This is a genomic window from Novosphingobium decolorationis, from assembly GCF_018417475.1.
Taxonomy (GTDB): Bacteria; Pseudomonadota; Alphaproteobacteria; order Sphingomonadales; family Sphingomonadaceae; genus Novosphingobium; species Novosphingobium decolorationis.
The window spans coordinates 237,645-250,259 of the sequence record NZ_CP054856.1 but is presented as its reverse complement, the minus strand read 5'-3'; the positions used below and the strand labels follow the sequence as shown (position 1 = coordinate 250,259).

At 64.4% G+C, this 12,615-nt stretch carries 13 protein-coding genes; 8 read left to right on the top strand and 5 right to left on the bottom strand.

The window, feature by feature from the left end:
* The first annotated feature begins 182 nt into the window (after positions 1-182).
* Positions 183-788 (top strand): helix-turn-helix domain-containing protein, encoded by a 606-nt coding sequence (locus HT578_RS01235; RefSeq protein ID WP_039393852.1) that lies wholly within the window; start codon positions 183-185, stop codon positions 786-788.
* 94 nt (positions 789-882) lie between these two features.
* Here the strand turns inward: HT578_RS01235 and eno are convergent, their stop codons facing one another.
* Positions 883-2,169 (bottom strand): phosphopyruvate hydratase, encoded by a 1,287-nt coding sequence (gene eno, locus HT578_RS01230; protein WP_213501658.1) that lies wholly within the window; start codon positions 2,167-2,169, stop codon positions 883-885.
* A 197-nt stretch (positions 2,170-2,366) separates the two neighbouring features.
* On the opposite strand from eno, the gene HT578_RS01225 reads away from it, so the two are divergent.
* The 5 genes from HT578_RS01225 (at position 2,367) to HT578_RS01205 (ending at position 4,506) form a co-directional block, all read left to right on the top strand.
* Complete coding sequence (locus HT578_RS01225; protein ID WP_039393855.1) at positions 2,367-2,888, top strand: hypothetical protein; 522 nt, start codon at positions 2,367-2,369, stop codon at positions 2,886-2,888.
* Positions 2,889-2,913: 25 nt separating this feature from the next.
* Positions 2,914-3,309, top strand: coding sequence for a phage holin family protein (locus tag HT578_RS01220; RefSeq protein WP_213501656.1), 396 nt, complete (start codon positions 2,914-2,916; stop codon positions 3,307-3,309).
* Positions 3,306-3,623 (top strand): hypothetical protein, encoded by a 318-nt coding sequence (locus HT578_RS01215; RefSeq protein ID WP_213501654.1) that lies wholly within the window; start codon positions 3,306-3,308, stop codon positions 3,621-3,623. The genes HT578_RS01220 and HT578_RS01215 overlap by 4 nt, the downstream gene beginning before the upstream one ends.
* A complete protein-coding gene (locus HT578_RS01210) occupies positions 3,616-4,155 on the top strand; it encodes a hypothetical protein (RefSeq protein WP_039393861.1) in 540 nt (179 codons plus the stop codon). The genes HT578_RS01215 and HT578_RS01210 overlap by 8 nt, the downstream gene beginning before the upstream one ends.
* Before the next feature lie 126 nt (positions 4,156-4,281).
* Positions 4,282-4,506 (top strand): DUF4170 domain-containing protein, encoded by a 225-nt coding sequence (locus tag HT578_RS01205; protein ID WP_039393863.1) that lies wholly within the window; start codon positions 4,282-4,284, stop codon positions 4,504-4,506.
* Between the two features lie 109 nt (positions 4,507-4,615).
* On the opposite strand, the gene greA is transcribed toward HT578_RS01205, so the two are convergent.
* From greA to carA, 4 genes are all read right to left on the bottom strand, one after another.
* Positions 4,616-5,092: a transcription elongation factor GreA gene (gene greA / locus HT578_RS01200; protein WP_039393865.1), complete on the bottom strand. Its 477-nt coding sequence runs from the start codon at positions 5,090-5,092 to the stop codon at positions 4,616-4,618.
* A 138-nt stretch (positions 5,093-5,230) separates the two neighbouring features.
* Positions 5,231-8,554 (bottom strand): carbamoyl-phosphate synthase large subunit, encoded by a 3,324-nt coding sequence (carB, locus tag HT578_RS01195; protein ID WP_213501653.1) that lies wholly within the window; start codon positions 8,552-8,554, stop codon positions 5,231-5,233.
* A gap of 29 nt (positions 8,555-8,583) precedes the next feature.
* Positions 8,584-8,883, bottom strand: a complete 300-nt coding sequence (locus tag HT578_RS01190; protein ID WP_039393869.1) for a hypothetical protein — start codon at positions 8,881-8,883, stop codon at positions 8,584-8,586.
* A complete protein-coding gene (gene carA / locus HT578_RS01185; RefSeq protein ID WP_213501651.1) occupies positions 8,880-10,046 on the bottom strand; it encodes a glutamine-hydrolyzing carbamoyl-phosphate synthase small subunit in 1,167 nt (388 codons plus the stop codon). The genes HT578_RS01190 and carA overlap by 4 nt, the downstream gene beginning before the upstream one ends.
* 160 nt (positions 10,047-10,206) lie before the next feature.
* Between carA and HT578_RS01180 the strand changes: the two genes are divergently transcribed.
* Together HT578_RS01180 and dnaG are read left to right on the top strand one after the other, a co-directional pair.
* The gene (locus tag HT578_RS01180) at positions 10,207-10,659 is read left to right on the top strand and encodes a GatB/YqeY domain-containing protein (protein ID WP_213501649.1); all 453 of its coding nucleotides are present in this window, start codon (positions 10,207-10,209) and stop codon (positions 10,657-10,659) included.
* A gap of 39 nt (positions 10,660-10,698) precedes the next feature.
* Complete coding sequence (dnaG, locus tag HT578_RS01175) at positions 10,699-12,585, top strand: DNA primase (RefSeq protein WP_213501647.1); 1,887 nt, start codon at positions 10,699-10,701, stop codon at positions 12,583-12,585.
* Positions 12,586-12,615: the final 30 nt, after the last annotated feature.

Here is a 12,615-nt window from a genome sequence, read left to right as displayed (position 1 = left end):
CCATGTCAGACGATCGGGGCAAGAATTCGTCAGGACGGGACGCCAAGGCCGCACGCGGGGATGATGCGGCCAAGTAAGGAATTGTACGCACGATTGCTCCGACGTCGATGTGGATCTCGGCTCCCGGTTGGCCATCCGGCCCATCGGACCACCCACTCCTTGTGCGACGGTGATCCGGACTGATGGAAAATACAGACCAGAGGATGCGAAACCGAAACAAGGCGATCCGCCTGATCGGCATCGCGAACGAGCTCCTGGCCATGGCGCGCCAGCTCGAGCTTGACGACGACGCGCCCAACGGCGCCTCACCGTTCGATGTCCTGCCCGATCTTGCCGCGGCAGATGGGCATACCCGACGCCTGCGGGCCGCGACTTCCGCCAACGACACGGGCCGCAAGGACCATCCCATCTGGGTGGAACTCGCCCGGCAGACGTACGAGGACCGGCGGCGGCGCTCCAAGATCTTCCAGTCGGACGACCTGTTTGGCGAGCCGGCCTGGGATATCCTGCTGGACCTGTTCATTGCCGCCAAGGAACGGCGCAGCGTTTCGGTAACGAGCGCGTGCATCGGCTCTGCCGTGCCCTCCACCACCGCACTGCGCTGGATCACGATCCTGGAAAAGCAGGGACTTCTCCTGCGAGAAGCCGACCCCGGCGATGCCCGCCGCGTCTACGTGAAGTTGAGCGCGCGCGGCTACGGAGCCATGCTCGAGTACTTCACTGCCGCTTCGCGCTCTGTGGTCCTGCTCGAAGAAGGCGGCACGACCGCGGCCCTCAAAATGCAATAAAAAAGCCCCTATACCAATGCGGTACCGGGGTTTCTTCAACTCATGTCGAGGAGCCTCGCGCCGCTATGCGGCGCAAGGCTGCCACATCGCCCTATCAGCCAAGCGAGACCTTGAAGGCTTCGGCACCGGCGTAGTGCGCCGCGCCGCCCAGCTCTTCCTCGATGCGGATGAGCTGGTTGTACTTGGCAAGCCGGTCCGAACGCGCGAGCGAGCCGGTCTTGATTTGGCCGCAGTTGGTCGCAACGGCGAGATCGGCGATGGTCGCGTCCTCGGTTTCGCCCGAACGGTGCGACATGACCGCGGTGTAGCCCGCCCGGTTCGCGATCGAGACGGCTTCGAGGGTCTCGGTCAGCGTGCCGATCTGGTTGACCTTCACGAGAAGCGAGTTGGCGAGACCCTGCGCGATGCCCATGGTCAGGCGCTTGGGGTTGGTCACGAAGAGGTCGTCACCCACCAGCTGCACCTTGCCGCCGATCTTGTCGGTAAGCGCCTTCCAGCCCTCGAAGTCGTCCTCGGCCATGCCGTCCTCGACCGAGATGATCGGGTAGGCCGCGCACAGATCGGCAAGGTAGTCGGCAAAAGCCGCCGGAGCGAGCGAGAGGCCCTCGCCGCTGATCTCGTACTTGCCGTCGCGGAAGAACTCGGTCGAGGCGCAGTCAAGGGCAAGCTGGATGTCGGTGCCGGGCTTGAAGCCGGCCTTCTCGATGGAGGCCATCACGAAGTCGAGCGCATCGCGCGTGCTGGCAAGGTTGGGCGCGAAGCCGCCTTCGTCACCGACCGCGGTTGCCAGGCCCTTCTCCGACAGACCCTTCTTGAGCGTGTGGAAGATCTCGGCACCCCAGCGCACGGCTTCCGTGATCGAACCGGCGCCCACCGGCATGATCATGAATTCCTGGAAATCGATCGGGTTGTCGGCGTGCTCGCCGCCGTTGATGATGTTCATCATCGGCACCGGCAGGACGTGCGCCGAGACACCGCCAATGTACGAATAGAGCGGCAGACCACGGGCATTCGCGGCCGCCTTGGCAAGCGCCAGGCTGGTTCCCAGGATCGCGTTGGCGCCCAGGCGGCTCTTGTTCTCGGTCCCGTCGAGATCGATCATCGCCAGGTCCAGGTCGCGCTGGTCTTCGGCATCGAGGCCGATCAGGCACTCGGCAATATCGTCGTTGACCGCGTCCACGGCCTTGAGCACGCCCTTGCCCAGGTACCGGTCCTTGTCCCCGTCACGAAGTTCGACCGCTTCATGCGCCCCCGTCGACGCGCCCGAAGGCACCGCGGCACGGCCAAAACTGCCGTCTTCCAGCAGCACGTCGACCTCCACGGTGGGGTTGCCACGGCTATCCAGAATTTCACGGCCATGAATATCGATGATCGCGGTCATTTTCGAAACCTCCTCTGTCGCCACATTCCAGTGACTCTGGTTGGCGCTCTAAGCAGCGGAACAACCTGTGACAAGTTGCGTTGCAGCATTATTGAGTAGCTTGTGTTACCCTGTGTGCACACCATATCATTCAGACGCCGCACGCGATGCCGGGGCAAAGGCAGGCTGCGGCGATTGGGCAAAGGAAGGAAACCTCGATGGTCGAATCCACCATAGACGACACGACGACCCCTGGCGCCGATGCCGCCAAGAGCCACTTCACCAAGGCGGTCGACGAAGCCAAGGCTGGCGCCCACGCCCTTGCGGACGAGTATCGCGCCAAGTTCTCGCAGAAGAAGGACAGCCTGAACGAGGAAGCGAAGCACTGCTCGGATGAGGCACGCGGAAAGGCCGACGCCTTTGCCGCAGACGCCAAGGCCAAGGCCAGCGAATACGCCGTGGAAGGCAAGGCGCAGACGAGCAAGGCCATCGTGCGCCTCTCCAAGGTCATCGACGACAACGTCGCCTACATCGACGACAAGGCGGGCGTGAAGTACGGCGACTATGCCCGCTCCGCGTCCAAGTCGATGCAGGACGCGGCCGCCCGCCTCGACGAAAAATCGTTCGAGGAACTGGGTGAGGACACGCGTGCCTTCGTGCGCTCCAATCCGACACTTTCGGTCGGTATGGCCGTGGCCGCAGGCTATGTCCTGGGCCGCCTGTTTTCGAAAAGCAGCTGATCCCCCTGACGACCGAGCCTGATTGATGCTTCATCAACCCCCGCCGGGGACCGAGCCGAGCCCGGGAACCGACGACGTCACCCTTGCCGAGGATCTGCGCCTCCTTGCCGATGAGGCCAAGGTCCTCGCCAAGGCCGAACTCGGCTTCCAGAAGGCGCGTGCGGCCTATGCCGGACAGCAGGTCAAGAAGATCGTGGCCCTGCTCGTCATCGGGCTCGTGCTGCTTTTCTTTGCGGCCATGGCGGCCGTGGTCGGTCTCGTCATCGCGCTTGGCCAGGTGATCGGCGTCTGGGGCGCAATGGCCGTTGTCACACTTGGACTTGCCGTCCTTGCGGGGCTGTGCGCAATGAACGCCAAGCGCAAGCTCGGCGCCATGAAGCGCGTCATCGCCAACACGACCAGCGAAGAGGCTCGGCCATGAAGAGTTCGGCCCAAGAGGTCATGGCACAGCGCGAGGTGCGCAACGCGGCCAAGGACGCCTTCGACGCGCGCTACGGCGCGATCCGCGCCGACATGGAGGAGCGCGGCATCGCCGGACGCATCCTTGACGAGACCGTCGAGGCTGCGCGCGGCGCCTTCGATGAGGCCGTGGCCGTTGTCGAGGACAACCCGGCAATCGTGGGCGGAACCCTCGCCGCGCTGGCGCTTTGGATATTCAGAAATCCCCTAATCTCCTGGGTCGAGACGCTGCTGCGGCTTGATCACGACCATGAAGAGGACACCGACAATGGCTGACAGCGAACCCACCACCCCCGCCACTTCGGCAACCAGCGCGAATACGGGCAACATCGTGGCCCTGCACTCCTCGAGCAAGGACGAGCGTCCTTCCGAGAAGGTGATCGGCTTCGTGAAGCGCCACCCGGTCATCACCGTGGCCGGCGGCCTTGCGGTGGGCGCGGCCGTGGCCGCACTCCTGCCGCGCCGAATGACGCGCGGCGCCGCAACGCGTGCCATCAGCATTGCCCAGACAGCGGGCACCACCACCCTCCTGTTCGGCAAGCGCGCTGGCGACGAGATCCGTCTCCTGGGGCACCGCGCAAGCGACGAAACGCACGCGGCCCTCGAAGGACTCGAGGAACGCGCCGAGCACGCGGGGGACTACGCGGCGGGCAAGCTTGAAAAATTGGCCACTGCTGCACTGGGATTTGCATCCTCCATCGCCCGCAAGAGCGGCAAGCGGATCGAACAGGCCGGCGAGGCAACCAGCGAAGGCACGCACAAACTCGCGGATTTCGCCGAAGATCTGCGCAAGAAGGTGGGTCACTGAGGCATTTTGATAATGATTTGCAGGAGCTGAAATAGCCCGATTTCCGGGAAGATCCGGCCTTGCCCCCAGCCCAGTCGGAAATTATAGGGCCAAGGCGTCTCCCAACAGGAAAAAGTGGCACATCACATGCAGCAGAAACTTCACCTCGTGATGGGCGGCCGGGTCAAGGATCCGACCGGTCTTGAATTCGTCGACCTCAACGACATGGACATCGTGGGCGTGTTCCCGAACATGGCAACCGCGAAGGACGCCTGGAAGTCGGCCGCACAGCGCACCGTCGACGATGCCGAGATGAAGTACGTGATCGTGCACCTGCACCGTCTGCTCGACCCCGAGAACAACGAAGTCTGATACCGACTTCGGCACACACGAAAAGAGCCGGGAAGGACGCCCCTTCCCGGCTCTTTTCGTGTGCGGGCGGCATTCCGGGCGAACAGGTCAGCCCGGAATGCCCGCCAGATCAAATGAAGTCGATCTTCTCGACAAGGTAGAACTTGTCGCCCGAAGGGACGGTCACCTCGATCTCTTCGTTCACCTTCTTGCCGATCAGCGCCTTGCCGAGGGGCGAGTTGTAGCTGATGCGCCCCGCCTTCGCGTCGGCCTCGTAGGGGCCCACGATCTGGTACTTCACCGGCTTGTCGTCATCGTCGAGCAGCGTCACGGTTGCGCCGAAGATGATCTTGTCACCCGACAGCGTTGCGGGATCGACGATGTGCGCACGGCTGATCTTGTCCTCAAGATCGCCGATCGTGGCTTCGATCTGTCCCTGGCGTTCCTTCGCCGCGTGATATTCCGCATTTTCCGAAAGGTCGCCGTGCGCGCGCGCTTCCTCGATCGCGTCGACGACACGAGGACGCTCTTCGCGCAGCGCCTTGATCTCTGCCATGAGCCGTTCGTAGCCCTCGGCGAGCATCGGCAGCTTTTCAACACTTGCCATCTAAATCTTCCTCCTGTTGCCGTCCCATGCTCGCCTCGCTGCCTCGTGACAGGCGACTAGTCACCTGCCCGGTCCCCGGCGATGCGCGCCAAGAGGGACCGGTCCGATCTGCAGCGATGTGGGAAGGCAAGATCGATTTCAGCTATAATAATCTTGCAACGAACGGACTTCAAGCTGGCTCCCGCGAATCGTCGCGATTGCCTCGCTTGCCGCAATGCTCGCGGCGGCCGTGGTGAAGATCGAGACCTTCGCGGTCAAGGCCGAGGCCCGGATCGACTGCGAGTCCTTGAGGCTCTGCCACCCCTCGGTCGTGTTGAAGATCAGCGAGACCTCGCCATCCTCGATCTTGTCGACGATGTGCGGACGGCCTTCGGCGACCTTGTTCACGAGTTCGACCGCGATCCCGGCCTTCGCCAGGAACTGCTGCGTGCCCGACGTTGCGATGATGCGGAAGCCTTCGTCGGCCAGCTTCTGGACCGCGGGAAGGATGTAATCCTTGTCGCTGTCCTTGACCGAGACGAACACCGTGCCTTCGACCGGCAGGCGCATGCCTGCACCGAGCTGGGCCTTGGCAAAGGCGCGCGGATAGTCACGGTCGATACCCATGACCTCGCCGGTCGACTTCATCTCCGGGCTCAGCACCGGGTCGGTGCCCGGGAAGCGTGCGAAGGGGAAGACCGCTTCCTTGACCGCGAAGTAGTCAAGCTCACGCTTGATCGGCGGGAAGGTCGACAGCTTTTCGCCGGCCATGACGCGCGCGGCGATCTTGGCGATGGGCTGGCCGATCGCCTTGGCGACGAAGGGCACGGTGCGCGAGGCGCGCGGGTTGACTTCGATGAGGTAGACCTCGCCGTCCTTGACTGCGAACTGCACGTTCATCAGGCCGCGCACACCCAAGCCGAGCGCAAGCGCGTGCGACTGGCGCTCCATTTCCTCGATGATCTCGGCGGGCAGGCTGTAGGCGGGAATGGTGCAGGCGCTGTCGCCCGAGTGCACGCCCGCTTCCTCGATGTGCTGCATGACACCGGCAACCACGACCTGATCGCCGTCGCACAGCACGTCAACGTCGCATTCGACCGCATCGCGCAGATACTGGTCGATGAGGACCGGACTGTCGCCCGAGACCTGCACTGCGGTCGCGATGTAGTCATCGAGCTGCTGCTCGCTGTCGACGATCTCCATGGCGCGGCCACCCAGCACATAGCTGGGACGCGTCAGCACCGGATAACCGATGCGGTTTGCGACCGCGACGGCCTCGTCACGGCTGCGCGCCATGCCGTTGGCGGGCTGCTTGAGCTTGAGCTTGTCGACGAGCGCAGCGAAGCGCTCACGGTCTTCGGCAAGGTCGATGGCATCGGGCGAGGTGCCCAGGATCGGGATACCCGCCTTCTCCAGCGCGGCCGCCAGCTTGAGCGGGGTCTGGCCACCGAACTGGACGATGACGCCGACGAGGTCGCCCTTCGACTGCTCGACGCGCAGGATTTCCAGCACGTCCTCGGCCGTCAGCGGCTCGAAGTAGAGACGGTCGGAGGTGTCGTAGTCGGTCGAGACGGTTTCCGGGTTGCAGTTGACCATGATGGTCTCGAACCCGGCCTCTTCCAGCGCGAAGCAGGCGTGGACGCAGCAATAGTCGAACTCGATGCCCTGACCGATGCGGTTGGGACCACCGCCCAGGATGACGACCTTCTTGCGCTCGGACGGCATGGCCTCGTCCTCGGGCTCGCCGAAGAGCGGCGCTTCGTAGGTCGAGTACATGTAGGGCGTGATGGCCTCGAACTCGGCCGCACAGCTGTCGATGCGCTTGAAGACGGGGCGCACGCCCAGCTTGTTGCGAAGTGCGCGCACTTCCTCTTCGCTGGTGGCACCGGCCATCGCGCGGATCGTATCGTGAAGGAGGCCCGAGCTCTTGGCCTGGGTCTCGCCCAGACCGCCCGCGACATGGACCGAACGCACGGCCAGCGTGGCCAGGCGCTTGTCGGAGAAGCCCATGGCCTTCACCCGGCGCAGGCCCGCGGCATCGATCGGGAGGCCATGCTCCATGATCTTTGCTTCCTCGGCGATGATCTCCTCGATGTGGCGCAGGAACCACAGATCATAGAAGGTGATCGCGTGGATTTCCTCGATCGTGAAGCCTTCGCGCAGGGCCTGGGCCACGTTGAGGAGACGGGTCGGCGTGCGCTGCGCGAGCGCCGCGGTGATGGTGTCGCGGCTGGCGCCTTCGAGTTCGACCACGCGGTTGAAGCCATCAAGGCCGGTTTCGAGGCCGCGCAGGGCCTTCTGCATCGATTCCTTGATGTTCCGGCCAATCGCCATGACTTCACCGACCGACTTCATCGCGGTCGAGAGCTCGGGCTTGGAGCCCTTGAACTTCTCGAAAGTGAAGCGCGGGATCTTGGTGACGACATAGTCGATGGTCGGCTCGAACGAGGCGGGCGTGGCGCCCGTGATCTCGTTGGTGACCTCATCGAGCGTGTAGCCCACGGCCAGCTTCGCCGCGACGCGCGCGATGGGGAAGCCGGTGGCCTTCGAGGCCAGCGCCGAGGAGCGCGAGACGCGCGGGTTCATCTCGATGACGATGAGACGGCCGTCCTTGGGGTTCACCGCGAACTGGACGTTCGAACCGCCGGTCTCGACGCCGATCTCGCGCAGCACCTCGAGCGAGGCGGTGCGCATGATCTGGTATTCCTTGTCGGTCAGCGTGAGCGCCGGAGCCACCGTGATGGAGTCGCCGGTGTGGACGCCCATGGGGTCGACGTTCTCGATCGAGCAGATGATGATGCAGTTGTCCTTGCGGTCGCGGACAACCTCCATCTCGTACTCTTTCCAGCCCAGCAGCGATTCCTCGATGAGGACCTCGGTGGTGGGGGACGCATCGAGACCCGACTTCACGATCGCCTCGAACTCGGCCTTGTTGTAGGCGATGCCGCCGCCGGTACCGCCCAGCGTGAAGGAGGGACGGATGATCGAGGGCAGACCCGTGCGCTCAAGGACGGCGAGAGCCTCGTCCAGCGTGTGGGCCACGCCCGAACGCGCGCTTTCGAGGCCGATCTTGTCCATCGCCTCACGGAAACGCTGGCGGTCCTCGGCCTTGTCGATGGCGTCGGCGTCCGCGCCGATCATCTTGACGCCCCACTTCTCCAGCGTGCCGTCATTGAACAGCGCGAGCGCGCAGTTGAGCGCGGTCTGGCCACCCATCGTGGGAAGCACCGCATCGGGGCGCTCCTTCTCGATGATCTTGGCGACGACTTCGGGGGTGATCGGCTCGACATAGGTCGCATCGGCCATGTCCGGATCGGTCATGATCGTGGCCGGGTTCGAGTTGACGAGGATGACCCGGTAGCCCTCTTCCTTGAGAGCCTTGATCGCCTGGGTGCCCGAATAGTCGAATTCGCAGGCCTGGCCGATGATAATGGGTCCCGCGCCGATGACGAGGATCGAGGAGATGTCTGTGCGTTTGGGCATGGTTCAATCCTGCCTTGAGATTATGCGGGTCAAAGGGGAGACGAAGCGGTCGGGGCCGGGGTTCCCGGCGCGTCCGCTTCGATGATGCGGGCCTGAGGGAGCGAGCGGCGCACCTCGCGAAGGGTGCAGGCCTGCTCGGCTGCGCTCAGATCGGGAGAGAGGGTAACCACCGGAGCGCCCTTCCCGCCCGAGAACATCGTCTCGGGCACACCACAGATTTCCGCGATGGCCTTCCCGTCCGTCGTCACCACCTGGGCCTTGGGCGGAGGTTCGCCGCAGGCCGCCAGCGCGAGGGCGGGAAGGAGAAGGGAAAGGCGCCAGGAGATCATCCCAGCATCCCGACGAACTTCTCGAACAGGTAGAAGCTGTCCTGCGGGCCCGGCGAGGCTTCGGGGTGGTACTGCACGCCGAAGGCCTTCTTGCCCTTGATCGCGATGCCGCAGTTGGAGCCGTCGAAGAGCGAGACGTGGGTTTCCTCGATGGTGTCGGGCAGCGTCGCATTGTCGACCGCGAAGCCGTGGTTCATCGAGGTGATCTCGACCACGCCGTCCTCGTGGCGCTTCACCGGGTGGTTGGCACCGCGGTGCCCCTGGAACATCTTGGCGGTCTTGGCGCCTGCCGCGATGGCCAGCATCTGGTGGCCAAGGCAGATGCCGAAGATCGGCACGTCGCGGTCCAGCAGGCCCTTGATGACGGGGACGGCGTAGGCGCCGGTCGCGGCCGGATCGCCCGGGCCGTTGGAGAGGAACACGCCGTCAGGCTTGAGTTCGAGCACCTTTTCAAGGCTCGTCTCGGCGGGAACCACGGTGACGCGCGCGCCAGCCTTCACCAGGTTGCGGAAGATGTTGTCCTTGGCGCCATAGTCGAGCGCGACAACGTGAGGGCGATCATCGCCCTCAGCGGCCGCGTAGCCTGCGCCCAGCGTCCAGGTCGAGCCTTCCCAGCTCTCGTCCGCGGTGCGGGTGACGACCTTGGCCAGGTCCATGCCCTCAAGGCCCGGCCAGGCCTTGGCCTGCGCAATCAGGGCGGGAACATCGAAGTTGCCTTCGGGATCGTGCGCGATGACCGCGTTGGGGGCGCCCGTCTTGCGGATACGGCGGGTCAGGGCGCGGGTGTCGATGCCGGACAGGCCGATCTTGCCCTTGGCCGCGAGCCAGTCGCCGAACTCACCGCCCGAGCGGAAGTTCGAGGCGAGCGTCACGTCCTCGCGCACGACACAGCCGACCGCGCCGTCGACCTTGGATTCCAGATCCTCGTCGTTCACGCCGACATTGCCGATGTGGGGGAAGGTAAAGGTGACGATCTGGCCCGAGTAGGACGGGTCCGTCATCACTTCCTGATAGCCGGTCATGGCCGTGTTGAAGCAGACTTCGCCTTCTGCCGCACCCACAGCGCCAAAGCCGCGGCCCCACAGAACCTCGCCTGTGCTGAGTACAAGAGCGCCCGTGGCTCCTTCCGGTTTAGGCGCAGGCGAAGATGCGGCGTCGGCCATAATGGGTCGCTCCGTTGAGGGTGTTTCTGACATGTGTGCTAAGGCGCTCCCGCTAGAGAGGGTTGTACATCACGTCAAGGCGGCTAGATGCAATTTTCGCGCTGCCTTGCTACTTATGCAATCCCAGCACGTCCCACATCCATACACCGACAGGAAAACAATGCTTCGTGATTCGATCAAGGCCGCCCAGATCGCAGCCATGAAGGCCGGCGACAAACCGCGCCTTGCAACCGTCCGGCTGATTCTCGCCAAGCTCAAGGACCGCGACATCGAGCTGCGCACCAGCGAAGCGCCCGCCGATGACGACGCCATGGTGATCGAGGTCCTGCAGAAGATGGTCAAGCAGCGCCGCGAATCGATCAAGCTGTTCGAGGAAGGTGGCCGCCCCGAACGCGCTGCCGAGGAACAGGCCGAAGTCGAGGTCATCGAGACCTTCCTCCCCGCCCAGATGAGCGAAGAGGAAACCAAGGCCAAGATCGAGGCGATCAAGGCCGAAGTCGGCGCGAGCGGCATGAAGGACATGGGCAAGGTCATGGGCCTTCTCAAGGAACGCCATGCGAGCGAGCTCGACATGGGCAAGGCCAGTGGATGGGTGAAGGCCGCGCTCTCCTGATCCCCCTCCCCTTCCCGCTCTAAGGCAGGCTTTTCTCTCGTGCTTACGCCCCAATGGCTCGACCAGCTCCGTTCCCGCACCACGCTCTCGGCGCTGGTGGGCCGTTCGGTGCGCCTCCAGAAGGCGGGGCGTGAGCACAAGGCCTGCTGCCCCTTCCACGACGAGAAGTCGCCCAGCTTCTACGTCAACGACGAGAAGGGGTTCTACCACTGCTTTGGCTGCGGCGCGCATGGCGATGCGATCCGCTGGATGACCGATCACCAGGGCCTCGCCTTCATGGACGCGGTCAAGGAGCTTGCGGGCGAGGCCGGGATGGACATCCCCGAGCCCGACCCGCGCGCCGCCAAGGCCGCGCAGAAGCGCGACACGCTCCACGACGTGACAACGGCCGCGCAGGAGTGGTTCCGCCACAACCTGACCACGCCCGAGGGCGCCGAGGCACGCGCCTATCTCCAGACGCGCGGGTTCGATCCGCGCATCGTCGCGCGTTTCGGCTTCGGCTTTGCGCCCGACGAGAGGCAGGCCCTCAAGCAGGCCCTCGTGCGCTTCCCCGAACCGATGCTGATCGAGGCGGGCCTGCGCATCGAGGTCGAGGACCGCGATCCCTACGACCGTTTCCGTGGCCGCCTGATGCTTCCCATCGAGGACGCGCGCGGCCGGGTCATCGCCTTTGGTGGACGTATTCTCTCAAAAGAGAAGACCAAGGCCCCGAAATACCTCAATTCTCCCGACACACCACTGTTCGACAAGGGGCGCACGCTCTACAACCTGCACCGCGCCGCGCCCGCCGCGCGCCAGTCGGGCCGGATCGTCGTGGTCGAGGGGTACATGGACGTGATCGCGCTCGCCGCCGCGGGCATCGACGAGGCTGTTGCCCCGCTCGGCACCGCGCTTACCGAGCACCAGATCGAGATGCTCTGGCGCCATGTCGAGGCGCCGATCCTGTGCTTCGATGGCGATGCGGCCGGCCAGCGCGCGGCGCTGCGCGCGATTACCCGCGCCCTCCCCCTGCTGCGCCCGGCGCACACCTTGCGCATCGTGCGCCTGCCCGAAGGGCTCGACCCCGACGATCTCATCAAGGCGCGTGGACCTGCGGCGATGGAAGAGGTCCTTGGCGAGGCGCGAAGCCTGCTCGACGTCTTGTGGGAGGTGGAGAAGGACGCGCAGCCCCTCACCACGCCCGAGGACAAGGCCGGGCTCAAGGCGCGCCTCGTCCAGCATGTCGAGACCATCCAGCACCCTGACATCGCCAGCCTCTACAAGCGCGAACTGCTCGACCGATACGGTGAGTTCGCCTTCCCGCGCCGCGAGAACCGCTGGCAGGGCGGACAGAGCAGCGGCGAATCGCGCCGGCCCTTCACGCCGCGAGGCCCCGGCCAGGGACGCTGGAACGGGCGTCCGGCAACGCCCCCCTCGCTCCCCGAATCAATCGAGAAGCTGAAGAAGGCGCTTTCGGGCGGATCGCGCGACGGGCTCGCGGCCGCGGTCATCGCCGGACTGATGCGGTGGCCCGAACTCGTACCCCGGCACGCCGAAGCCCTGGCGCGCACGCCGGGCCTCGATTCGCGCTTCGATGCCTTGCTGGAATGTTGCGATGCCATGGCACCGCTTGAAAAAGACGCGCTATCCACCATATTGTCGGAAAATGGACTGGAAGTTCCCAGAACCGCTGAATATTCGGGGTTTCGCTTCGGCTTTCTGGCCCCGGGCGCGAATGCAGAACATGCGGCAGCGGAACTCGCTCAGGCCATCGATCTCTTGGTGGAACGTCCAGTCCTGGAGGCGGCACTGGCACAGGCGACAGCCCGGTTCGAAAGCGAGGTTTCGGACGAAACTTTTGCCGAGCAGCAACGTCTCCTCAAGAGAAAGCTGGAATTTGATAAACGCCTCAGGCAAATGGCGACAAGACATGCGTCTTCGTCCTGATTGTATAATTATACGCTCACAGGGTGTCGG

Coding starts and splice junctions, on each gene's coding strand:
- HT578_RS01190 (WP_039393869.1), bottom strand. CDS start 8,883: ATGATCTCCTGGCGCCTTTCCCTTCTCCTTCCCGCCCTCGCGCTGGCG.
- HT578_RS01180 (WP_213501649.1), top strand. CDS start 10,207: ATGCTTCGTGATTCGATCAAGGCCGCCCAGATCGCAGCCATGAAGGCC.
- eno (WP_213501658.1), bottom strand. CDS start 2,169: ATGACCGCGATCATCGATATTCATGGCCGTGAAATTCTGGATAGCCGT.
- HT578_RS01215 (WP_213501654.1), top strand. CDS start 3,306: ATGAAGAGTTCGGCCCAAGAGGTCATGGCACAGCGCGAGGTGCGCAAC.
- carA (WP_213501651.1), bottom strand. CDS start 10,046: ATGGCCGACGCCGCATCTTCGCCTGCGCCTAAACCGGAAGGAGCCACG.
- carB (WP_213501653.1), bottom strand. CDS start 8,554: ATGCCCAAACGCACAGACATCTCCTCGATCCTCGTCATCGGCGCGGGA.
- HT578_RS01220 (WP_213501656.1), top strand. CDS start 2,914: ATGCTTCATCAACCCCCGCCGGGGACCGAGCCGAGCCCGGGAACCGAC.
- HT578_RS01210 (WP_039393861.1), top strand. CDS start 3,616: ATGGCTGACAGCGAACCCACCACCCCCGCCACTTCGGCAACCAGCGCG.
- HT578_RS01225 (WP_039393855.1), top strand. CDS start 2,367: ATGGTCGAATCCACCATAGACGACACGACGACCCCTGGCGCCGATGCC.
- HT578_RS01205 (WP_039393863.1), top strand. CDS start 4,282: ATGCAGCAGAAACTTCACCTCGTGATGGGCGGCCGGGTCAAGGATCCG.
- HT578_RS01235 (WP_039393852.1), top strand. CDS start 183: ATGGAAAATACAGACCAGAGGATGCGAAACCGAAACAAGGCGATCCGC.
- greA (WP_039393865.1), bottom strand. CDS start 5,092: ATGGCAAGTGTTGAAAAGCTGCCGATGCTCGCCGAGGGCTACGAACGG.